The organism is Clostridium sp. ZBS2 (genome assembly GCF_023845855.1).
GTDB classification, from domain to species: Bacteria; Bacillota; Clostridia; order Clostridiales; family Clostridiaceae; genus Clostridium; species Clostridium aquiflavi.
The window spans coordinates 105,459-129,750 of sequence record NZ_JAMQIF010000003.1 but is presented as its reverse complement, the minus strand read 5'-3'; the positions used below and the strand labels follow the sequence as shown (position 1 = coordinate 129,750).

Here is a 24,292-nt window from a genome sequence, read left to right as displayed (position 1 = left end):
TAATAGCAGCTACTAAAATTAAAGTAGCTGCTATAATTTGTTTAATGTTTTATTTTTTCTTAATAAATGAAAGTCTATGAAGTGCTCTTGTACACATAATATATTTTACTAATGGATCAATTTCATGATTTTCTATTACTATAACGCCATCAAATTCTAATCCTTTTGCTAAATATGCTGGAATTAACACTTTTCCACCTTTATAAAGTATATCTTCTCTATCAAAGCTTTGAATACTAATCTTTTCTTTAATAATATGAGAAAACTTAGCAAGATCCTTATTTCCATTAAATATAATAGCTATATTTTCAAGACCATCTTCTTCATAATCTTCAATTATTGAAAGAATAGTTTCTACAAATTCATCATCTGAAGATACCTCTTCTTCTATTACTTTTTCCCCATGTCTAACTAATGGAATTATTCTATTATCATCCAAAAACTTAGTTGCATATTCCATTATTTCTTGAGTAGATCTATAACTCTTATTTAATGCATACTCTTGCACTTGTACATGCATCTTTTCCTCATTAAATAAAGGTTGTAAATTTAACATAGCTGGTTCTTCATTATTATTTATTAATCTTTGATTAGAATCTCCAACTATTGTATAACTTTTGCATCCTGTAAGCCCTTTTATCACTTCAAATTGTATAACACTATAATCTTGAGCTTCATCTATTACGATATGTTTAATTTCTTCTTTCATTCTTTTTCCATCTAATTTAATCATTAAATATAATATTCCACTTAAGTCCATGTATCCAAGTTGCTCAGTATCTGTTATATTTTTATAAATATTTATTATATCTTCATGACTTATCCAAGAATCCAATTCTTTTCTTGAATTAATTACATTTCTTACAATTTCTCTAATTTTCATTCTCTTTAAATATTCTAAGTTATTCTTTTCTATTTCTAAATCATCACTTGATAAAGAAGCTATTTTTTCTTTCATTTCCTGATTTAATTTATATACTTCTGCATCTCTTTTATCTTTTATTTTAGATATAAGTACTCTTTTTATTTTTTCACTTCTTCTAAATAGTGGCATATATTTATAATGTATATCAAATAGCTCTTTAATCTCTTTAATTCCTACTATTTCTTCGCCATTAAAAATTATTGGTTTAATATCAAAGTAATTTTGGCTTAATTTTTTTATTTCATGATTTAATAAATCTAAGAATTTTTTAGAACTTTTATATTGGTATTCTTCAAGAGCTGTTTTATTTCCACTCATAGCTTCTTCTATATATCTACTAAAACTTTTTATATATAAATCATCTATTCCTAATTCTTTTATAGCAAAGTTTTCAAATGTCATTTGTTTTATTCCCTCTTCACCTAATGAAGGAAGAACTTGAGCTATGTAATCCATAAATATATCATTTGGTCCAAAAATAAGAACCTTATTTCCAAATTGTTTTCTATAATTATAAAGAAGATAAGATATTCTATGTAATGCAATAGTTGTTTTTCCTGAACCTGCAACTCCGTTTACAACTACAACTTTATTCTTATCACTTCTTATTATTTCATCTTGCTCAGATTGTATCGACATTACTATATCTTTGAGTTTATCAGATGAATTTTCAGTAAGAACCATTTGAAGTATTTCATCTTTAACATCTACTTCTGAATCAAATATACCTTTAAGTTCACCTTTTTTTATTATTATTTGTCTTCTAGAAAGTATATCTGTATCAATTTCTCCTGTTGGACACATATAACTAGACTTTCCTAATATACCTTTATAAAATAATGATGCAATAGGAGCTCTCCAGTCCACAACTACAGATTCATAAGTTTTTTCTACAGTTAAACCATATCTACCTATATAAAGTTCTTCTGGTAAATTTCCGTCTTCCATAAAAGTCACTTTACCAAAATAAGGTACTTCCTTTAAACTAGTAAATTCTTTTAATCTTTTATCTATTGTCTTATAAGCTTCTTCTTTTACGTAATTTTCATGGTCAAAGTAATCTATAACTTGATCTTCATCATCTTTATATTCTTCAATAAATTTTTTTCTTGATTGCAGAATTTGATTAGTTATATCTTTTCTTTTTTGCAGATAATTAAGTATTTCACCGCTTAAAATTTTTTCAACTTCTTCTAACTTATTTTGTTCCATTAAAAATTCTAAATTTTGATTCAAATTAATTGTCCCCCTTGCTTCTTAAAGTAAATTTTCTTGATTTGAAAACATAAGGTTCAGATAATTCAACTTATTTTTTAAGCTAAATCAATCTAAACCTTACTATTAAACACTAGAGTTTTTATTTTAATTATGTTTAAAGATATTATTTTTCATCTTCTGATTACTTTGTATCCTCAGATATCTCCTTAGTTAAAGTATCTTCAATTTTAGTTGAATCATCAATTTTTTTGTTTACATTTATTCCAACTTTTTTAAAAAACTCTGATTTTTCTTTTTCTTCATTTTCTTTTCTTATTCTCTCAAACTCTTCTTGTTTCTTTTTTTGCTTTTCCTTTTGTTCTTTATCTTTTAACTCTTTTTCTTTTAATTGTTTTTCTTTCTTTTCTTTCATTTCGGGATATTTCTCATAAACCATTTCCATGAATTCTTCACCAAAAAGAGTTTCTTTATCTAATAATATATTTGAAATTTTATCTAATAAATCTCTATTATCCCTAAGTATTTTTCTAGCTTTTTCATGAGCTTCTCTTATTATCTTTAATGTTTCTTCATCTAACATTGTTGATGTTTGTTCACTGCAATGTCTAACTGCTCTTCCATCTAAATATCTATTCTGTACTGATTCAAGTGCCATCATATCAAATCTATCACTCATACCATATACTGAAACCATACTTCTAGCTGATTGAGTTGCTCTTTCAATGTCATTTGAAGCACCTGTTGAGACAACATTAAATACTTCTTCTTCAGCAGATCTACCACCTAACATAACTGTAATTTGGTTCATTAAATCTTCTTTAGATATAAGATATTTTTCTTCTTCTGGAAGTTGCATCGTATAACCTAATGCTCCCATTGTTCTAGGAACTATTGTTATTTTATGAACAGGATCAGAGCCTTCTAGTAATGCTGCCACAAGTGCATGACCTACTTCATGGAATGCTACTAATTCCTTTTCTTTTTTAGATAATATTCTATCTTTCTTTTCTTTACCTGCAATTATAACTTCTACTGCATCTCTTAAATCTTCTTGAAGTACAAGTTTTCTTCTATTTTTTACAGCTCTTAAAGCTGCTTCATTAACAATATTTGCAAGATCTGCTCCTACAGCACCTGGAGTTCCCTTTGCTATCTCATCAAGATCAACATCATCTCCTAAGTTAACATTCTTAGCATGAACTCTAAGAATAGCTTCTCTACCTTTAAAGTCAGGTCTATCAACTATTACTCTTCTATCAAATCTACCTGGTCTTAAAAGAGCTTTATCTAATATTTCTGGTCTATTAGTAGCTGCAAGTATAACTATTCCCTTTGACGAATCAAATCCATCCATTTCAGAAAGTAATTGATTTAATGTTTGTTCTCTTTCATCATTGCTTTGCATTTGATTATCTCTGCTTTTACCAATAGCATCTATTTCATCTATAAATATTATACATGGTGCTTTAGTTACTGCTTCTTTAAATAATTCTCTAACTCTTGAAGCTCCAACTCCAACAAACATTTCAACAAAACTTGAACCTGAAAGTGAGAAAAATGGTACTTTAGCTTCTCCAGCTACTGCCTTGGCAATAAGTGTTTTACCTGTTCCTGGAGGTCCTACAAGTAAAGCTCCTTTAGGTAATTTAGCACCTATTTCTGTATATCTTTTAGGACAATTTAAGAAGTCTATTACTTCTTTTAATGACTCTTTAGCTTCTTCTTGACCTGCAACATCATCAAATGTTACTCCAATTTCATTTTCTACATAAACTTTAGCATTACTTTTTCCAATTCCCATGATTCCGCCGCCGCCGCCCATGCCGCCGCCTCCCATTCTAGAGAATAAGAATTTCCACATAACGAAAAACAATAACATTGGTAAAATCCAACTAATTGCAAAATCCATAATAGGACTTTGTTTTGGATTTTTACCTGTAAATTTTATTTTAGGATTTGAATTTCTTAATTTATTTATTAAATTTTCATCCTTAATATTAGCTGTATATAAAGTCTTTCCTTTAAATTCACTACTATCTGCTGGTGTAATTATTAAATTTTCTCCTGTTATAACTACCTGTGATATTTTATTTTGATCTATCATTTCATAAAATTCATCATATGATATTTGTTTTGTAGTTGCTGCTTCTCTAATATAGTTTGCAGTACTTATAAACATAAAAACTAGTAAAAAATATATTACCATTGTAATATATCCATTTTTCTTCTTTTTATTGTTACCTTGCATAGTATCATCCTTTCCTTATAATTTGCGAAAATATCTAAAAAACCTTATTTCCACATATTTTTCATCATATTGTTTATTGCTTCTTTTCTTTTTAATGTTTCTTCAACATCTATAATAAATATATCTCCGTTTTTAATCAAAATATCTCCATCTTTTATGTCACCTTTAGTCTTGGAAATCGTAGTTTCTAGCATATCTCCATTGAACGATTCAAGTATGACATGGTTTTCTTCAATTCTATCAACTATATATTTATTCCCCATATTATAAATACCCTCTCTTTATTTTCACTATATTTTAAGTTATTTTTTATATAAAATATAACTCGAAATTTAGCCTTAATCTAAATAAAACATCTTAACAACTAGTATATCATATTATTATAAAATAAGTACTATTAATTCAAGCGACCAAAGTCTTTAAAAGGCCAAATCTTAACCTGTGCCTTTCCTTTTATATCCTCTCCATCTATGTACGGATTAATCCATCTTCTAGCATCATTTGATCTTGCTCTATTATCTCCTAAAAAGAAGTATTTTCCTTCAGGAACATCAAATGTACCATCATAGTCCTCATTATTTTTCACGTAATTTTCAACTAGTTTTTCTCCATTCACACTTACGATTCCATCCTTTATCTCTATATGATCTCCTGGAAGTCCTATAACTCTTTTTATTAGTGTCTGTTGAAGTTCATCTGAATAAAATACAACTATATTTTCATGTTCTATCTTATCTAAATTGTAAATTTTAGTTACAAATAATTTATCTCCTATATTTAATGTTGGAACCATTGATTCACTTGGAATATATACATTATAAACTAAAAATTTATTCACCAAAAATGCTATCACCACTGCTGCAAATATAGGCACTATCCATTCAGTAAAAAAATTTTCTTTTTTTATCTTATTACTTTTTTCCATAAACCCATTCTCCTTTAAGAACCCCAATAATTAAAGTCCCTTTATAATTAATTAGCAATTTATCAACTATTTATACACTTTGAAGTCACTTATAGGATATATTTTTACTTTAGCTTTTCCTTGTATTTTTTCGCTTTTTATATACGGATTTTTCCAGTATCTAGAATCATCTGAATTTGCTCTATTATCTCCTAAAAAGAAATATTCTCCTTCTGGAACATCAAATATTCTATCATAGTCTTCATTATTCTTAACATAATCTTCTGCTAATTGTTCTCCATTTACGCTTACTATTCCATTTTTTATTTCTATATGATCTCCTGGAAGCCCTATAAGTCTTTTTATAAGAATCTCTTTAAGCTCATCAGAATCAAATATAACAATATCGCCTCTCTTTAGATTTTCAGGATTATGAACTCTTGTTGCAACAAGTCTATCCTTAACTTCTAAGGTTGGTATCATTGATCCACTTGTAATCCATACAGTATAAATTAAAAATTTCCATACTAATAATCCTATTACTACGGCACTTATAATTGTTAAACCCCATTCTTTAAAAAAACTATTTTTACTACTATCTTCCATATAAATTCCACCTTTCTGAAATTCCATATATACTACTATACTTTTTGAAATATAAACTAACTACATTATTTTTATAAATACACTATGTAATGTTAGAATTATTTTATCTTAATAGTATAACATAAAGTATTATATTGAAGCATTAAGGATTTATAACAAATTTATTACTTTAAAATAAGGCTAACAGCATGTTGATAGCAGAAAAATTCCTTGTAAAATAAAAAATGTGTATCAAAATTAATAAATCAATTTGATACACACTAAGATATATATATTATCTTGGGAAAGAATATTAATAAAAAGCTAATTTATTAAAAGATAATTATTAAATAACTTCATTTTGTATAAGATCTTCATAGGTTTCTCTTCTACATATAAGTCTTTCTTTATTATCTTTTACCATTATTACTGGTGGTCTTGGAATCTTATTATAATTATTAGACATTGAATATCCATATGCACCTGTTGTCATAACTGCTAAAATATCATTTGACTGTGGTGCTGAAATATTAATATCATTTAATAATATATCTCCTGATTCACAACATTTACCACAAATAGTTACCTTCTCTTTTAGGTCTTTCTCAACTTTATTTGCTAACATACATTCATATTCAGCGTGATATAAAGCCGGTCTTATATTATCTGACATACCACCATCTACTGATATATACTTTCTCACTCCAGGAATATTTTTTATTGCTCCTACAGTGTATAAAGTTATACCTGAATTTCCAACGATACTTCTACCTGGTTCTATTATTAACGATGGCTTTGATTGACCTGTTCTAGAACAAACCTCATCAACCTTGTTCAATATTGCTTTACAATACTCCTCAGTTGTTTTTGGTTTATCTCCTGTATTATAGTATATACCAAATCCACCACCTAAATCTAGTTCTTTTATTAAATAACCTGTATTTTGTTGAATTTTTTTTATTAAACCTAGCATAATTTCTACTGCATCCTCATATGGTTTAATCTCAAATATTTGAGATCCTATATGACAATGTAGTCCTGATAGTTCAATATTAGTAAGCCCTATTGATTTTTCTATAGCATCTTCTATCATATTAGCAACAGGTGCAAATCCAAATTTAGAATCCACTTGACCTGTTTTTATATACTCATGAGTATGCGCTTCTATTCCAGGTGTTATTCTCAAAAATATTTTTTGAACTTTATTATAACTTGCTGCAATTCTATTTAAAGCTTCCATTTCATAATAGTTATCAACAACAAATCTTCCAACTCCTAGTTTAACCCCTAGTTCAATTTCGTCTAATGTTTTATTATTTCCATGAAATATTACTTTTTCTAAAGGAAAACCTGCTTTATGAGCTGTAAAAAGTTCTCCTCCAGATACAACATCTAGTGATAAATTTTCTTCATTTATTATTTTACACATTTCAATAGTTAGAAATGCTTTACCTGCATATGCAACTCTATTTGACGAATTATCACACTTAAAATATTTATAATACTCATTACAGTTTTGTCTTATTAAACCCTCATCCATAACATATAATGGTGTACCATATTCCTTTACTAACTCAGTAGATTTAATTCCCCCAATTATTAATTCATTGTTATCAATTTTCATACTTCCAAATAATTTCATTTTTCTACCCTCCAAAAATTTGTCTAAAAACAAAAGTCACAGATATTAATCTGCGACAGGTAGAGTCTACTTAATTAGGATTTTTGTTGCTTATCGCTTATTGCTAAAATCATTAAATAGTATTTTTTAATACTATAATTATTATAACTAATACAAACTAAATCTAAAAATATAAATTTTGATTTAACTTTACTAATTATATCGCAACTATTTCACCTTGTAGCTCTCCACAGTTAGTGACAGTTATGTACATATTTTATACATACCCAGAAATAATTATTTGCATAAAAATTATTTCTTCGGCTATAACACCTTTCTTTATAAATCATCATCTGCCGACTCCTTATAAATACTCATCATTACAGCACCTCTACCCTAGGTTTTAGGCACATGAAAGAAAATAATAGACCAAATGTGTGTCGTATATTTTTCAAATGTACCTTATTCTATATTTCATTATATTAAATTTTATTATTTTTGTTAAAGATATCATATCACAAATTTAATCTATTTCAATACTTTTCAACCTATATTTTTTAACTTTATTAATTTATTAAAAATTTTGTAATAATTATCAAATAATTTGTTAAACTCATTAACTACAAATCATAGTTTTTTATTCGTTCCTATATTTGTCCATCAAATCTCCCATTATACTTGCAGATGATGGTGGAGTATAAGTTATAGCATTTGCCCCTGCTTCTATTGTTTCCTTTATTGATGCAATTGTTGGTCCACCAGTTGCAATAATAGGAAATTCAGGATATCTGCTTCTTATGTTTCTCACTATTTGAGCTGTATTTTTACCTCCAGAGACATTTAATATCGTTGCGCCTGCCTCTATTCTTTCAGTAATATTTTCATCTTCTGATACAACTGTTACTACAACAGGTATATCAATAGTAGCTCTTATTTTTCTTATTATTTCATTTGAAGTAGGTGCATTTACTACAACACCCATTGCACCTTTAAACTCTGCATCCATAGCTAAATTTATAACCCTTTTTCCTTGAGTTATACCACCACCAACTCCACAAAAAACTGGTACATCAGCTGCCATTACAAGTGCTTGTGTTATTAGTGGCTGAGGTGTGAATGGATATACAGCAATAATTGCATCTGCATTAGTATTTCTAATTACAGCAACATCTGTACTAAATAATAATGATTTTATCCTTTTACCAAAAATTTTAATTCCACCACAATCTCTAATTACAGAAGGAACTTCAACTACATGATTTCTTAATGTCCCCTTTATCTCTGGAACTAACTTTGGCTCTTTTGATGCCATTTTTATTCCCCCTCTATTAAGAATTACAAAAGTTATAAATAAGATTACAGTTTAAAAATACTATATATTAATTTATATAAATTAAAGTAATCCACTTTAAGCTAATCCTATATTAACTTTTTTATTAAATATATTATACTCTTTATCATGTAATTTCTTAAAGATATTTTTACTACTTAAATTAAATAATTAAATAAATTTAATAATTTTTTGTTTATATCTCTGAATTTTATACACGTTTTATATAATATTCACAGCATTTATAATAACTTATGCACATTATCCACATGTTTTATCCACAGTTTTGTGAATATTGTTAATAAATATTTATTATGCATATTTTTTATCCTTACATCTAACTTTTAATAATATGGTATCGTATTAATTTTTACACATTTCTATATATAGTTACATTTTATTTGGTACATGCTATATATTGAGGTACCTATATTTTGTCTACTTTTATTTATCCCCATATTTATCAACAGGCAATTATTCAATCCACAAAATGTGTACACCCCTGTTTTGGTTAGGTTTATAAGCGTTTCACCTATGTACATTAAAATATTTAATCCACAAAGTTATACACAGATATTTTCGACTTATGTTCATTAAAAAAATTTAAAGTTTTTGTTATATTTTAAATTAATTTTGCTGATTTTAGTTCTACATATTATAGTTTTACTAGTTAAATAAAAGTTATACAAGACATTTTTAGGATAAAAATATATGGCTATGTTTTTAAGTGAATGTCCAAATTTTACATTTGGAAACATGAACTTACTCAGCGAATCTAAATGAGTCGAGTTTCATTTTTAACTTCTGTCCATGAGCTTTATACTACAATATCAATACTGTTTTAAAACATAGCCAAATATATAAAACTATCCCTTGATTACAGGTAACATTTTAATATTATAAATTTTAACTATTAGACAACTCATTTATTTCACTTGTTATTGCTTCTTTTACATTTTCCATAGGAAAATTTTCTCCTGGGCATAAAGTATCATACGTATCTCCATGTCCTTGAACACCAGAAATATTGTATTTTATTATTAGATATGTTGATAACTTCTCTAATGCTTCAATTTCTTGTTCCGTTGGTTCTTCTTCTTCTAAATTTCCTTCTATACATATTCCAAGAGTATTGTTATTTTGCCCTTTTATATGTGCTCCTATTGATTCTTCTGGTCTCCCCCTATATATAGTCCCATCTTTTCTTATATAAAAGTGATATCCTATTCCAGACCAATTTTTTCCTACATGCATTTCATGTATTTTGTATGGTGTTAAATTACTAGATGCTGCATGATGAAATACAAGCAATATTGGTTTATTATTATACTCTAAATCTCCTGACCATTTATAATCTACTTCTCTTATACCTAATTCTTTCTTTAGACTAGGTAATTTTCTTTGCAAAGTACTTATTCTAATTTTATTTCCTTCATAATAAGGATTATCATTTAAAAATCGTATATATCTACATTTCCCTAAATAGCCTGTTACAAGTGACAATACAACTATTCCTATTAATAATAATACAAGCTTATTTTTAAAACTTTCTTTTTTTATGTTTAGCTCTATTTCCTTAGGACTTATTTTGTATTTTATTTGTGATTTATTTCTATACTTAAGTCTATATTTACTTTTATATTTATTTTTTTCGGTTATACTTGTCATAACATATCCAACCCTCTTTCTCATAGGTTACATAATATATTATAAATCATTTTAAGTATTTTTCCAAATATTGGTTAATAAATACAGATAAATATTTTAAAACACGGCTCTGTTTTAAGAAAATGTTGATATATGCAATAGGTAAAGTGGCATTTTACTCCGTCCACTTTGCTTATATATATATATCAACACATATTTAAAACAGATCCTAAAATAAAAATATGGATAAGTATTCTAATATAATAATAATTAAAATACTTATCCATACTTATTTATACTTGCATTGTATAAAATTAATTATAATTTAAATTCTTTTACTAATTCACTTAAATCTTGTGAAAGTTCTGCTTCCTGTTGTACTACTGATGCAACCTGATCCATAGCTTGTGATGTCTCATGTAATCCATTTTTTATATTATGAGAGTGCTCTGTTGTCACTTCCGAATTCTTTGCTGTACTTTCAATAGCTGCACTAATTTGCTCCATTGATGCCCCTATTTCTTGAGACATTGATGATAATTGAGTTGACATCTCATTAACAAAATATCCATCTTTTTCATAAGACTTTCCTACTGCTCCATATTTCACAAGTATATCTTTTATATCATTTTTTATAAAATGTAAAATATCTTGAGTATGAATTGAAAGATTGCTAAATGCATCTTCAACTTTATCAATTGTGCTTTGAATAGTAATAACTGTTTTAGAAGATTCTTCTGCTAATTTTCTAACTTCTTCTGCAACTACAGCAAATCCTTTTCCAGCTTCTCCAGCTCTAGCAGATTCAATTGCTGCATTTAAAGCTAAAAGATTAGTTTGTTTAGCTATTACATTTATTGCATCAGCCATAACTTTTATTTCTTCTACAACTTTAGCATCTTCAATTGCTTCTAAAATACGTTCTTCCTTTTCAAGGCATACATTTTTTGCATCTTCAATTATAGTCTTGCTATGAACTTCTATTTCATCAGCTTTTTGTTTTATTCTTTCTGAATTTTCATTTGATGTCTGTGCCTTTTCTGCTAATTCTTCCATGCTTGCATTAATTTCTTGTATAGATGCAGATAATTCTTCAATAGTACTACTATTATCTTCTATACCACTTACTATTTTAGTAGTTGACATATCCATCTTTTCCATATTCGATGTTAATTCTTGAATAGATGCAGATATTTGTTGACTTAAAGCAGAAGTATTTGAAGACTTATTTATAGTATCTTTAATTGTTTTTCTAATATTTCCTTGTGCTTTATTTAAAGCTAATACTATTTGTCCAAATTCATCATGTCTTTCTAAAACTATATCTGTTGATAAATCTCCTTCTCCCATTCTTTGAGCTAAAGACTTAATTTTATTTAATGGTTTTATAATACTATTAATTGAAATCATAAAAATAAATGCAATAATTATTATTGATAAAATTAAAAATATAAATTCCATTTTAAAATCAATAGAAAATATAACTCCTACAGTTATTCCTACTGCAAAGGTAAGTATATACAGCATAAGAATTTTTATTTTTATACTAACATCTTTTATCATTTGACAATAAACCTCCTGAGAAATATATTAATTTTGTAAATAAATTAATTATAACATTTTATTTACCTAAATTATATAATCATCTAATATATTTCATAATTAACCATTTAATTACAGTTTTATATTATTTTAGATATAATTTTCCACTCATTTTTAGTAATAATAAACACTATTTCAAAATTTATGTTAAAATATCTTTATGAGTAATTTATTTAAGGAGTGAAAAAAATGATTTCAGATAAAATGAAAAACTTAGTAGCAAATAATTCTGCTATAAGAGCTATGTTTGAAGAGGGAAAACGACTTTCAAGTATTTATGGCGAAGAAAATGTCTTTGACTATAGTATTGGAAATCCAAATGTTGAACCTCCTGAAAATATAAAAAATATAATAAATGAGATATTAAGTGAAGAATCTCCAAATCTTGTTCATGGATATATGAACAATTCAGGTTATGAAGATGTTAGAGATGAAATAAGTAAATTTTTAAATAATAAATATAAATTAGATCTTTCTAATGAAAATATTGTTATGACTTGTGGAGCTGCTGGTGGCTTAAATATTATGTTAAAAACACTTTTAAATCCTGGAGATGAAGTTATTACTTTTGCTCCATATTTTGGTGAATATAGACATTACACTAATAACTATGATGGAAAATTAGTTGTTGTTGAACCAGATACGTCTACATTTGAACCTAATATGGATGCACTAAGAGAAAAAATCACAACTAAAACTAAAGTTGTAATAATAAATACACCTAATAATCCAACTGGTGTTATATATTCAGATGAAGCTTTAAAGAAATTATCTTCTATACTTGAAGAAAAACAAAAAGAATTTGGTACTAACATTTACTTAATTTCAGATGAACCATATAGAGAAATAATTTATGATAATGCTAAAGTTCCTTGTATATTGAAATATTATAAAAATTCATTTATTGGATATTCATACAGTAAATCTTTATCATTACCAGGAGAACGTATTGGATATGTTGTTATAAATAATAATATAGATACTTTCTCTGACATAAAATCTTCATTAAACATAGCAAATAGAATTCTTGGATTTGTTAATGCACCTTCATTATTCCAAAGAGTTATTGCAAGATCTTTAGATGCTGAAGTTGATGTAAATATTTATAAGAGAAATAGAGATCTTTTATATAATCATTTAACTAGTTTAGGATTTGAATGCTTAAAACCTCAAGGCGCATTCTACTTATTCCCTAAAACTCCAATTGAAGATGATAAAAAATTCTGTGAGGATGCTAAGCAATTTAATTTATTACTAGTTCCTGGTTCAAGCTTCGGATGTCCAGGTTATGTAAGATTATCATACTGCATATCTTATGAGAAAATCAAAAACTCATTACCTGCATTTGATAAATTAATGGCACTATATGGTGACAGTCACCATTAGTGCTTTGGTGACTGTCACCACAGAACATGGGTGACAGTCACCAGCATGAAAAGTGACTGTCACCATATCAGAATAATTCTGGTATTTCTTTATCTATAACATTAATAGTAGCACTTACTGAAGGATCCTCATCTGCCTGTATTGTATTAATAAACGTTCCTAATATATTTGGAACACACTCATTATATAAAATTAAAACTTTATCTTCATTATTTAATCCAAGATTGTTTAAATTAATATTATAATTTTTTTGTTCTGCTATTGTCTCAATACTATATAATAAATTTAATTTATTTGCATCTATTTTGTATATTTTAATTGGTCCATCAATGTAAATATTTTTATCAACATTTAATTGAACTTTCTTTTGACCATTGTATTTAAAATCAGCTCCAAAATTAATTCTAGCTTCCTTCGGATATGATTTTATAGTAGTATTTATGTTTACTGTTCCATCATTATTTAATCCATTATATATGCCATGCCTTAAATCCGAACCTTCAAAGTTTACAATAGGAGTGTTTATACTATTTATAGTACTTTCTCCATTAAAATTAGTATATAATATTGTATTATTCTTTTCTTCACCAAATTCTAATTTTCCATAACCTGAATTTAGTGATTTTTTTATTTTAAATTTAATTTCTATAGGTTTTGTTTGAACCCATTCCCCCTGATTTTCACCTTCTTTTTGTAATTCATACTGAATTTTATCTAATTTTACTTTATATTTATTTTCATTTTCATTTATTTTTTCTAAACTTCCAGCTTCTATTAACTGAAAATTATTCCCCAAATCAAAGTTTAATTGTGCATCAGAAACTGTTAAAGAAGAATCTATATTATATTTAAATGGCTTAGTAGTTATTTCATACTTAACCTCTATTTCTTCATTTATATTTTTAGAGTTTATATTTTCTTCACTAATTAATTTCACTTGTATATATGGTAATTCATTAGCTCTTATTTTAGTTATAAAGTTATCAGGTGTTGTTATTGGTATAGATATATCATTACCTTTCCATGAAAATTTACCTTTTGAATCTTTAAACAAATTTTCATATTCTCCAACCTTACTTCCCTTAATAACAAATTCAAATGGAACTTCATCTGCTTCATATCTTATTTTCCCATTATTTTCAGATACCTTTTTATAAATAACATTATTAAGTCTTACTGTATTTCCACCAACTCTTAAAGTAAAGCTATCTTCTGATTTAAAGTTCATATCCATTTCCAAATTATCAATAGTATAACTCTCTATTATTTTATCAGCTATTTGGTTAAATATTTCATCTATTGCTCCTGTATCTGTAGCAAAAAAATCCTTTTCTGTCCCTCCCATAGACTCATGAATTTCTTTCATTATTTTATTAGCATCACTATTTTTATCACCTAATCCATATCCTAATGAAAATACGTTGCTCTTATTGTTTTTAATTATTTCTCCAATCCTTTTTGCATATTTCTTGCAATAGCCTTGATCATCTGAATTTCCTGTACCAGCATATTTAGGAAATGTATCATCTGTCGATGTATAATAGTCCCAATAATATTTATTTCCCCACCAATTACTACTTTCTAAAACAGAATAGTATGTTGGTAATCCATCTGACATAAACACTATTGTTTTTTTTACATCTCCTTTATCACCTTGTTCTAATATATATTCAGCTTTTCTTAAACCCTCCCCCGTATTAGTGCCACCTAAAGCTTTTAATCCATTTATCATACTGTGTAATGTATTATCATTAGAATTTAAAAATTTAGTTCCTAAAGATTTATAGTTTGGTATGGTATGATACAGATACTCTTCAACACTTTTACTATTTTTATCTCCATTATATCCACATGGATTTATTGTAGCTTCACTTGAATAATTTACTATACCTATTTTTAAATCAGGTACATCCTTCATTTTATCAATAAAATTATTTGCAGCTTTTTTTAATTCTTCCATTTTGGTGCTTTTAGAATAAGACGCATAATGTTGTCCTACTTTTCCATGTTCTTCACAATAATCATTTATATAATAAGTGTCTACCCATTGTTTAAAAATACCTCTATACTCCCAATGACCTTCTACTTTGTATCGTACTCTTTTATTAGTACATACTTTTCCTACTTTTTCATCCATACTACCAGATGTATCTAGAACTAAAACTATCTCCTTTTTTTGCCTTTCCATCTCCATTTCAAATGGTTTGGGTATTATCTTTCCTTTGATAAGGATATCTTCTCCTACTAGAGCTGGATTAGGTTTCGCTTCATCTATTTGAATTTCAAATGATGGTTTATCTCCTACACTATTATCTGCTTTTACATTAATTAATGTCATATTCACAAATGTAGATATTAATGTGACTAGCAAAAATATACTTAATGATCTATAAATCTCCCATCTCTTCTTATAATGCATTATAAATGCACCTTTAATTATATTTCTCACACTATCTCCCCCATACTACTATGTGAAAAGTTATATAAGTTTTAGTTATTTATTTCTAAATGCAAATTTTACATTCACTGGATATTTTATGTCACTATAACCCATTTTTTTAGATAATATAATCTCTATTTGTGCAGATTTATCATTTCTAGATTTTATATTTATTTTATTTAAATTATTTGATAACTTTTTTGTGCTTATTTTGTTTTTTTCTTCTTCACATTCAACTATAGTAAGCTCTGTACCCTCTTTCTTTATTTCAAATTCACTCTTACTTTCATCTTCATTCAATACTACAAAATTTATAGATTTTACATCATTGTTTTCTTCTTTATAATCCATGCTATTTGCTTGCATTCCAATTTCACTTAATTTCTCTTGTATTGCTTGTCCTTCATTTTGTAAAGTGGATCTAATGTCTACATCAGATATAATTCTATTATTAGTATTAAACATTTGAAATATCATTCCTAATATAACAAGTGTTAACGCCATAACTATTATTAGTTCTGTTAAGGTAAAACCTTTTTTCTTTATCCTAAACATTAAATCCACCTCCCTACTATCTTATTATCTTCCATAACCTGCTACTTAAGAATTTATTTAAATCATAGTCAACATTTATAAATCTTGTTTCATCATCAGTACTATCTTTTAAGTCCTTTGTATCATCAACAAATACAGAATTAAATACATCTTTATTATATTTATATATTTCCTCTATAGTATCGTTATCATAAGTTATAGTCTTATCTCCAAAGCCTTGGACTTTTAAATTTCCTTCTGTAATTATATTTCCTTTAAATTTAACATTTCCATCAATAATTACATCACCAGCTGTAACTATAACAGCATCTAAATTTACATTTCCAGCATCTAATATAATTAATTTGTTATTTTCCCAATCATTACTAGTGGTTGATCCTTTTCCTTTTATAACTATAGTTGTATCAGAATCACTATTAAATATGGCTTTTTTACTTTTATTTATTGAATCATTTAAATCATAACTATTTGGTATATTTTCTAAATTTATAATTGATTCAATAGGATTTTTGTTATTTCCCATATTGTTATATAACTCCATTGCAATATCCTTAGATGTTTCTCTACTTAAATTATAAACTTTCTTACCGAACTCCTCTTTTTTTGATCTTATAGAATCTTCAACATTAATTTCATAAGTTTTATCTTTAATAACTGTATTTCCATTTGCATCTTTATATACAATAGCCCCTATGGCATAAGTTTTTTCTGGAAGCTCTATCCCACCAGTATCAATTATTTCTTTTCTACCGTCATCCCAATAATTAGTAAACTTTTCACTCTTATCTTGAAGATTTCCTGATATATAATTTCCTACATCATAGGGATCATTTGATCTTGCTATTTTATCGTCTACATAAGCTATATAATTTCCCTTTACCCCTGTTGATTCTCCAGTGGTATATGAAATATCACCATCAGCTATATGTGCAACCCCCATAATATATGCTGAATCTGTTATTTTTACTCCTGATTTTTTATTACCGTTAACTATAATGCTACTAGATGTTCTTTCTAGTTTATCTGAAGTATTGTTTTTAGATGACTCAATATTCTTATCATTTAATCCATAAAATTCTTTTATTTTTATACTTGTATCTACACCTTTAAGTGTTAAGTCATTATCTAATACAGCTTGCCCATTTATATTTAAACTAGAACTTCCCCCAAATTCATTGGCATATTTTCCATCAGTAGTTTTACCTGCAAAAATATTCAGTGCATATAAGTTTCCATTTACTGTAGATTTCGCATTATCTTCAATATTAAATGTACTTGCTGTATTTACTTCACCATTAAATATAACTTCACTAGTATTTATGTTTATCCCACCTCTATATTTGGAGTAAACACGATTTCCATCTTCCTTTTTATTTCCTTGAACAAATATATTTCCATTTATATTTAATTTAAAAAATTCATTATCATATATTCCTTGATGATTGTAACCATCAGATTTCATGTTTTTTCCCACTATTATTGATGATATATTTTTAACATCATCAAGTGTACCAACAACTCCAGTACTTTCCCTAAAACTTACATCTTCATTATTAGGGACATTTATTGTATAGGTTTCTTGAACTATTCTAAGATTATTTTTAGTAATATCATTATTATTTTTGCTTTTATCTATAAATTTTGAAGTTACCTGAATCTTAAATGCATCATTGTTTGAATCATAGGAAATTCCATAAATATCATCCTTTATTGAAGTCAAATCTTTGTCTTTTCCATCTTCATTTACTATTTCTTTTAGCTTATCTACACTATCCTTACTGCATACAAAAAGTTCTGGTTTACTTTCTTCATTTGTAAATTTTATTGATGATGAATATTTAAAATCATTTGACTTTATATCTTCATCTAGGTTTTTATCTGATAAATCAATATCACTATATCTTTGATTACAAATTGAGTATGCTAGTATGTTGTTAGGTATATCTCCTTCTGAATCAGTGTCTGGACTCTTTTCTTTAGATATAAACACTCTAAAACATCTCTTAAATTCTAAGTCCGATAACATTTTTACTTTTTCATTAAACTTTTTTTCTGCTGCTCTTATAGCTTTTCTTCTTTTTGCATCAGTACTATAAGTTTTTTTCTTAGCAGCTTCAAATTCTTTTTTAGCCTCATTATATTTTTCTAAATTAGGACCACCCTTACATTGTCCAGCTTTAAGCTGTCTTGCTTTAAAATCTCCAAATTTAACTGCACCATCAAATGTTTTAACAATAACATCATATGCCACATCTAAACCTGAATCTGATGAATATAAATTTTTAATTTTTCTACTTTCTTTAATTCTCATTTTGTAGTCTCCAACAGTCATAGATAACAATGCTGTTCCTACCGTAATTAAAATAGTAAAAATAATAACTACAGTAATTAAACTAGATCCTTTTTGTTTTTTCTTCATTTAATCACCGCCTACTTTATATAAATATTGTACATAGCATTACCTACAAATTCAGTATTTCCTTTGTTATATTGTATTTTAACTTCTATATCATATAATTCACCTAACCCAAAATCTTCGTTCTCTGATCTATTAGTAAACTCTCTTACTTTCCCTTCTTTAGTAATTAAACCTACTTTTAATTCTTTTGATTTTTGCAATTCTATATTTAATGGAATATTATCCTTATTATATACTTCTATCTCTACATCCTTATATTGAGTTTTTCCGTCTACATTTTCAAATTTTAAATTATAAAAATTAAAAATTATCTTTATCTGATTATCTTTACTACCACTATTTATTGCTTTGCTGTCTTCTAACTCCCCAGATGAATTATTTGATTTTATTAATACATTCTTTTTATTTGAAGCGGTCTCTGTTTCTATAATAATATTTAATTTTTCATCAACATTAGTAATTGTAATATTGTTACCTTTACTATTTTCTATTTTTACTGATGAACCATTTTCATAAGTTTCAATATTGTATTTAAATTCATATACTTTATTATTATTTTCACTTTCCTTATTTAAATAATAATTATTTTCTTCTAAGTTACTGCTATCTTTATCTAAGGAAATGCTATTTACCTTTTTTAAAGCTATCTTTGCACTATATCCATTGCCAAATTCTTTATCCCCTTGAAATTCTTTTTTGTTCTCATTGGAAGAAATCTCTTTAAAGTTTATTCCTGAAAGTTCATAATTTATATCATCATTTTTTTTCATTTCTCCGCTCTTAATATCTTCAAATATCTGCTGTCCATATAAAGCAGCTTTCTGTTTAACTTCACCTGCTTTATTATTTCTCATAGATGTCATAACGATTCCATATGTTCCACCCATTATTATTGCAAAAATTGCAAATGCTAATATTACTTCTACCAGTGTGAAACCTCTGTTTTTGTGATTTATTTTTAAAGTAAACTCTCTGTCATTTTTATACAAATCTTTCATAAATCATCCCTACTTATTATTAACACTTATATTTTTACTATCACCATCTACTGTTACTCTTGCATTTTTTGAATCATCACTGTCTATTTCCACATTAACTAATTTATCAGTTTTATTTGTAATATTTATTTTTAATCCTGATTTATCATTTGAATTAACTCTGTTTTCACTTAAAACTTTTATATTTATATTATCTGAATTCAATATAAATTCTTCTCCTAATCCATTGTAATCAATAGGATAGCTTCCATTTGATGTCTTATATTTATAGTAGTATTTATCATCCATTTCTGTTATTATAATCTCCGCTTCTTCTACATCATTGTTATTTGCATATATATAAGTAGCCTTTGATTTATCATTGCTTTTTCCCATTATAATACTTGGTAATTCTGAAGTTATTGACTTTACTGAAATTAAAAAATCACTATCAAGTTTATCTTGATCTGTTATTACATTTCCAACTGAACCATCTAAGCTAAAAGGCGACGATTTACCATAATGATTATTCACAGTCCAGTTCAAATATTTTTCTAAATCATCATTTATTTTAGGCATAGCATATATCTCTAAACTCATTGTTCCTGTTACTTCATCTATAGTTTTTTCAGATACAATTATAGAATTTACAATTATCTTTCTTTCATAATTTCTAATAGAATTCAAAAATATGTTTAAGGCAGTATAGCTTCCTGAAAAATTCAATTCAAACTTTATTTGTTCTACCTCTTCCTTGTAGTTACTATCATTTCTACCTAAACTATTTTCATTATCCCTTGATGACTTACTTTTATGTTGTGTATCTTTTGAATCATTTAATAAAGACTCATCTGAATTTGATTCAATTTTTGAATTATCACTCTCAGATGAAGAATTATTTTTTTCAATAATACTATTAATCTTATCATTATATTTTTCAGTCATTTGAGTAATTGTACTTTCCTTTAAATTCTCCTGAGTTTTCTCTGTTTCAGGCACTTCTGCCACCTCTATCTTGTTAAATATAAAACCACCTTCAAGACCACTATCTTTTAACAACTTGTCTAATTCTAATATTAAATGTTCTTGACTTATAGTTGGATAAAACGAATCTGCTTTATATGACACTTTAGTATTTAAAATCTTTATTTCACTTTTCTTGTCATCTAATGAATTTATAGTATTTATAATATTATTATATTTTTGTTCTAATTCATTTTTATTTTTACTCTTATCTGCTATCTTTGAAGTTTGATTTAAGTATATAAATTTATAATAAAAAAATCCAATAAGAACAATCGCAAGTACACTTAACATTACTTTTTCCCTTTTACTTATTTTCATATTAAATTACCCTCCTTTAAGGCACATTTAATATGCCTAATACACATTTAATATCAAAGGAATATTGACCTTCTATTGAACTATCAACATCTATAGAATTAACAAATACTTCTTTCATAATTGATAATTCTTTTAAATTATGTTGAAATTCCCCTACTGCATCCCTACTTGATGATACTCCTTGAATTGTTAAGACATCATTATTAATTTGTAAAGTTTTAAATGAAATTTGAGATGGTATGGTTGAATTGATATCAGTTAATACTAAATCTGAAACATTATTCCTATTATTTACCCTAGATAATACATCATTTAATGTTGTATCATATTTAGTCAAAGTGCTTATTTTATCATTCACTTTTTCAGCTTCAGAAAATTTTTGCTGTATTTCTGAATTATTTAGTTTTTCATTATAATTCTCTATATTTTTATTTAATATTAATATCCTAGCACTATTAAAAATTAAAGTTATGATTATTAATCCTCCAATAATGCCCATAGCTCCATAAATATATATCATAGCACTTCTTTTTTCTTGATTCTTTCCTTTATAGGAACTAAAAAAGTTTATATCTCGCATATTAAACCTACCCCCTATAACCTTATAAGTGAACCAATAACATTAATGAAGTTATCTATATTTTCACCAATATCAATATTAGAATAATTAATTATTTGGGGAATATTTCTTATTTTTATTGTTTCTATTCCAATTCTAGATGTTATATACTCTTCTAAATTTTTAATCCTGGATGTTCTTCCATATATGAATATTTTATTAACATCATCACCAAAATTTTTAGTCTTATAAAATTGTATTATTTTTTCTACTTTATCTATCCATTCATCTAAAGTACCTATAATTATATGATTTTGAAAATCTAGTTCGTCTTCTTTTAAATCTATGTTATTTACTTTAAAATTTTCTAATTCTTCTATTGGAATATTCACATTTTCATATAAAATTTCATCTATATATTTTCCGCCCGCCTTTATTATTCTTGTGAATTTTAATATTCCATTATTATATATATTTACATCCAAACTAGTTGCTCCCATATCAATAAATACAACAGCCTCTTCAATATTTAATTTATGTTCATTTATAACCTCTATATAATTAAGTAATTTATTTAAAGCATTATAGTTAACATCTAAAGCAAGTGGCTTTAAATTTAAAGCCATTAAAAGATCATAATATCCTCTAGCCATCTTTTCTGGATAAGCAATTGCTCTAACTTCTAATTTTTTACCATCATCAGAAAATTCTTCACCTATCATAGTGATTTGTAATATATAATCGTCTAAGTTTATAGGTAAATATTGCTGTATTTCATACCTTACAACAGTATCTAATTCCTCTTCTTTTACATCTGGAATAAGAATTTCTCTATTTATAATTAAAGATGAATTATTTGTACATATTCCTTCCTTTGCATTTATTCCATTATCACTTAATACCTTTTGCAAAGTTGAAACAAGTGCTTGTTTTTTTTCAATACTACCATCAATAATTGCTTCAGCTGGTGTAACAGTGTCTATTAATTTTTCAACCGATAATACACCTTTATAATATGTGCCCTCTGCTATCTTTATATTTGTACTTCCGATATCAAAAGCTACAACTTTTCTCTTTTTTTCTTTTCTAATTTTAATAGATTTATGTTCTTTATTCTCTTTAAATAATTTAGTTTTTAAATCTTTTATGTCTAAATTCATAAAGTCTTTTAATTTACTAAAATCAAAATTTAATTTACCCACTTTATTAAAAATTCCCTCCCTTATTAAATACTTATCTTTTATGTCATATATTTAATCTGAAAAGTTTATAATTTTAATTTCAAGAACCATGATTATCAAAATTCTTAAATTGTTTTAATTTGTTAATCTTAAACTTTAAATATTATGTATATATTAAATTGTAAAGTTAAAACAAACTTTACAATTTAACTTCTTTAAATATAATATTTTTATTTATCTGCTCCTTTATTTTCAAGATTATATATTCCTTTACCATTTGGATATACTTCTATTACATCTTCACCAGTCTTATTAGTGGTTACAAATACTCTTATATCATCCATTTTATAAATTCCAACTGCAAATTCATATCCATCTAATGCTTTAACTTTAGGATATTTTTCTCCATCAAGTCTAGATTCTACAGCTTTTGTTACATTGTCCGGATATTCTCCAGTGCTTGGCTTAATTGCAATAGTACCATCTGCTATTAGCGTCGCTGCTACTCCATGTAAAGTTTTAGCACTGGCAATATCAGCTGCTATATTTGCATCCTTAGTCACTTGTCCAAACTTAGGAATAGCAATACCTGCTAATATTCCAACAATTGCTACAACAATAATAAGTTCTACTAATGTAAATCCTTTTTTTCTTTTCTTTAATGTAAATCTTAATACTGAATCCTTAAACATTATTAATGTCCCCCTTTAAATGCAAAATTTATATTTTAATTAAAATATAATAACTCACTATGTTATTTTTAAATTTTAACTTTACTTATCTACATATTAGAAAGTGTAAAGCCTAAAATTAGACTTTACACTTAGATATAGTTATTTAATTATTTATTTTCTTTAACTTAAAATTGTCGTTACTTATTATCTTTGTTCTTATCTTTGTCTTCATCTTTTATTTTTGCGTAATCTGTAGAATCAGGATATATTGAATTTGTCCCATCAGTTACTGTTATATTTCCACTATCTTTATCAATATTAACTACAAAGTCTTTATTAGTTAATTTTGTTTTTGTTTCTTTACCATCAATGTTTTTCCAGACTTTCTCAGCATCTACATCTTTTTCACCTTGAGCTACTAGCATTGCTGCTACACCATGAAGATTCTTCGCAGTTGCAATATCAGCTTTTAAGTTTGCATCCTTAGTTACTTGTCCAAATTTAGGAATAGCAATTGCTGCCAATATTCCAATGATTGCAATAACGATGATAAGTTCTACTAATGTAAAACCTTTCTTCTTTTTCTTTGAGATTTGATTTGACATTGATTTGATTGATAAGTTATTCATAGAGAATCCCCCTTATAAATTATTGATCTTGTTTTAAATTATTATTAA

General features: G+C 26.5%; 19 protein-coding genes and 1 riboswitch. Of the genes, 1 reads left to right on the top strand and 18 read right to left on the bottom strand.

Features of this window, described 5'->3' with window-relative positions; translation table 11 throughout:
- Positions 1-49: 49 nt before the first annotated feature.
- From NG918_RS01045 to NG918_RS01005, 9 genes are all read right to left on the bottom strand, one after another.
- Positions 50-2,161: a HelD family protein gene (locus NG918_RS01045; protein ID WP_252211698.1), complete on the bottom strand. Its 2,112-nt coding sequence runs from the start codon at positions 2,159-2,161 to the stop codon at positions 50-52.
- A 163-nt stretch (positions 2,162-2,324) separates the two neighbouring features.
- A complete protein-coding gene (gene ftsH / locus NG918_RS01040; RefSeq protein ID WP_252211697.1) occupies positions 2,325-4,391 on the bottom strand; it encodes an ATP-dependent zinc metalloprotease FtsH in 2,067 nt (688 codons plus the stop codon).
- 44 nt (positions 4,392-4,435) lie between these two features.
- Positions 4,436-4,654 (bottom strand): DUF3006 domain-containing protein, encoded by a 219-nt coding sequence (locus tag NG918_RS01035; protein WP_252211696.1) that lies wholly within the window; start codon positions 4,652-4,654, stop codon positions 4,436-4,438.
- A 134-nt stretch (positions 4,655-4,788) separates the two neighbouring features.
- Positions 4,789-5,316, bottom strand: a complete 528-nt coding sequence (gene lepB / locus NG918_RS01030; protein WP_252211695.1) for a signal peptidase I — start codon at positions 5,314-5,316, stop codon at positions 4,789-4,791.
- Between the two features lie 66 nt (positions 5,317-5,382).
- Entirely contained in the window at positions 5,383-5,901 is a 519-nt protein-coding gene (gene lepB / locus NG918_RS01025; protein WP_252211694.1) for a signal peptidase I, read from the bottom strand.
- Positions 5,902-6,226: 325 nt separating this feature from the next.
- The gene (lysA, locus tag NG918_RS01020) at positions 6,227-7,522 is read right to left on the bottom strand and encodes a diaminopimelate decarboxylase (RefSeq protein ID WP_252211693.1); all 1,296 of its coding nucleotides are present in this window, start codon (positions 7,520-7,522) and stop codon (positions 6,227-6,229) included.
- A gap of 212 nt (positions 7,523-7,734) precedes the next feature.
- Positions 7,735-7,903: riboswitch (Lysine riboswitch) on the bottom strand.
- A 235-nt stretch (positions 7,904-8,138) separates the two neighbouring features.
- On the bottom strand, positions 8,139-8,813 hold the full coding sequence (locus NG918_RS01015; protein WP_252211692.1) for a hydrolase: 675 nt from the start codon (positions 8,811-8,813) through the stop codon (positions 8,139-8,141).
- A 924-nt stretch (positions 8,814-9,737) separates the two neighbouring features.
- A complete protein-coding gene (locus NG918_RS01010; RefSeq protein WP_252224056.1) occupies positions 9,738-10,499 on the bottom strand; it encodes a peptidoglycan recognition protein family protein in 762 nt (253 codons plus the stop codon).
- Positions 10,500-10,796: 297 nt separating this feature from the next.
- Positions 10,797-12,041: a methyl-accepting chemotaxis protein gene (locus NG918_RS01005; RefSeq protein WP_252211690.1), complete on the bottom strand. Its 1,245-nt coding sequence runs from the start codon at positions 12,039-12,041 to the stop codon at positions 10,797-10,799.
- 228 nt (positions 12,042-12,269) lie between these two features.
- Between NG918_RS01005 and NG918_RS01000 the strand changes: the two genes are divergently transcribed.
- The gene (locus NG918_RS01000) at positions 12,270-13,466 is read left to right on the top strand and encodes a pyridoxal phosphate-dependent aminotransferase (RefSeq protein WP_252224054.1); all 1,197 of its coding nucleotides are present in this window, start codon (positions 12,270-12,272) and stop codon (positions 13,464-13,466) included.
- Positions 13,467-13,533: 67 nt separating this feature from the next.
- On the opposite strand, the gene NG918_RS00995 is transcribed toward NG918_RS01000, so the two are convergent.
- The 9 genes from NG918_RS00995 to NG918_RS00955 form a co-directional block, all read right to left on the bottom strand.
- The gene (locus tag NG918_RS00995; RefSeq protein ID WP_252224052.1) at positions 13,534-15,915 is read right to left on the bottom strand and encodes a vWA domain-containing protein; all 2,382 of its coding nucleotides are present in this window, start codon (positions 15,913-15,915) and stop codon (positions 13,534-13,536) included.
- A gap of 45 nt (positions 15,916-15,960) precedes the next feature.
- Complete coding sequence (locus NG918_RS00990; RefSeq protein ID WP_252224050.1) at positions 15,961-16,461, bottom strand: PilW family protein; 501 nt, start codon at positions 16,459-16,461, stop codon at positions 15,961-15,963.
- Positions 16,462-16,477: 16 nt separating this feature from the next.
- A complete protein-coding gene (locus NG918_RS00985) occupies positions 16,478-18,880 on the bottom strand; it encodes a hypothetical protein (RefSeq protein ID WP_252224048.1) in 2,403 nt (800 codons plus the stop codon).
- A gap of 11 nt (positions 18,881-18,891) precedes the next feature.
- On the bottom strand, positions 18,892-19,878 hold the full coding sequence (locus tag NG918_RS00980) for a type IV pilus modification PilV family protein (RefSeq protein ID WP_252224046.1): 987 nt from the start codon (positions 19,876-19,878) through the stop codon (positions 18,892-18,894).
- Positions 19,879-19,887: 9 nt separating this feature from the next.
- A complete protein-coding gene (locus NG918_RS00975) occupies positions 19,888-21,201 on the bottom strand; it encodes a pilus assembly protein PilO (protein ID WP_252224044.1) in 1,314 nt (437 codons plus the stop codon).
- A 16-nt stretch (positions 21,202-21,217) separates the two neighbouring features.
- On the bottom strand, positions 21,218-21,781 hold the full coding sequence (locus NG918_RS00970; protein ID WP_252211682.1) for a PilN domain-containing protein: 564 nt from the start codon (positions 21,779-21,781) through the stop codon (positions 21,218-21,220).
- A 14-nt stretch (positions 21,782-21,795) separates the two neighbouring features.
- Positions 21,796-22,962 carry a pilus assembly protein PilM gene (gene pilM / locus NG918_RS00965; protein ID WP_252211681.1) on the bottom strand — a complete coding sequence of 389 codons (1,167 nt, stop codon included), beginning with the start codon at positions 22,960-22,962 and terminating at the stop codon, positions 21,796-21,798.
- A 209-nt stretch (positions 22,963-23,171) separates the two neighbouring features.
- Entirely contained in the window at positions 23,172-23,633 is a 462-nt protein-coding gene (locus NG918_RS16925) for a type II secretion system protein (RefSeq protein WP_286673918.1), read from the bottom strand.
- Positions 23,634-23,812: 179 nt separating this feature from the next.
- Positions 23,813-24,244: a prepilin-type N-terminal cleavage/methylation domain-containing protein gene (locus tag NG918_RS00955; RefSeq protein WP_252224041.1), complete on the bottom strand. Its 432-nt coding sequence runs from the start codon at positions 24,242-24,244 to the stop codon at positions 23,813-23,815.
- Between the last annotated feature and the right edge of the window lie 48 nt (positions 24,245-24,292).

Coding starts and splice junctions, on each gene's coding strand:
- NG918_RS00970 (WP_252211682.1), bottom strand. CDS start 21,781: ATGCGAGATATAAACTTTTTTAGTTCCTATAAAGGAAAGAATCAAGAA.
- NG918_RS01005 (WP_252211690.1), bottom strand. CDS start 12,041: ATGATAAAAGATGTTAGTATAAAAATAAAAATTCTTATGCTGTATATA.
- ftsH (WP_252211697.1), bottom strand. CDS start 4,391: ATGCAAGGTAACAATAAAAAGAAGAAAAATGGATATATTACAATGGTA.
- NG918_RS01010 (WP_252224056.1), bottom strand. CDS start 10,499: ATGACAAGTATAACCGAAAAAAATAAATATAAAAGTAAATATAGACTT.
- NG918_RS00955 (WP_252224041.1), bottom strand. CDS start 24,244: ATGAATAACTTATCAATCAAATCAATGTCAAATCAAATCTCAAAGAAA.
- NG918_RS01035 (WP_252211696.1), bottom strand. CDS start 4,654: ATGGGGAATAAATATATAGTTGATAGAATTGAAGAAAACCATGTCATA.
- NG918_RS16925 (WP_286673918.1), bottom strand. CDS start 23,633: ATGTTTAAGGATTCAGTATTAAGATTTACATTAAAGAAAAGAAAAAAA.
- lysA (WP_252211693.1), bottom strand. CDS start 7,522: ATGAAATTATTTGGAAGTATGAAAATTGATAACAATGAATTAATAATT.
- lepB (WP_252211695.1), bottom strand. CDS start 5,316: ATGGAAAAAAGTAATAAGATAAAAAAAGAAAATTTTTTTACTGAATGG.
- NG918_RS01015 (WP_252211692.1), bottom strand. CDS start 8,813: ATGGCATCAAAAGAGCCAAAGTTAGTTCCAGAGATAAAGGGGACATTA.
- NG918_RS00980 (WP_252224046.1), bottom strand. CDS start 19,878: ATGAAAGATTTGTATAAAAATGACAGAGAGTTTACTTTAAAAATAAAT.
- NG918_RS00990 (WP_252224050.1), bottom strand. CDS start 16,461: ATGTTTAGGATAAAGAAAAAAGGTTTTACCTTAACAGAACTAATAATA.
- lepB (WP_252211694.1), bottom strand. CDS start 5,901: ATGGAAGATAGTAGTAAAAATAGTTTTTTTAAAGAATGGGGTTTAACA.
- NG918_RS00985 (WP_252224048.1), bottom strand. CDS start 18,880: ATGAAGAAAAAACAAAAAGGATCTAGTTTAATTACTGTAGTTATTATT.
- NG918_RS01000 (WP_252224054.1), top strand. CDS start 12,270: ATGATTTCAGATAAAATGAAAAACTTAGTAGCAAATAATTCTGCTATA.
- NG918_RS00975 (WP_252224044.1), bottom strand. CDS start 21,201: ATGAAAATAAGTAAAAGGGAAAAAGTAATGTTAAGTGTACTTGCGATT.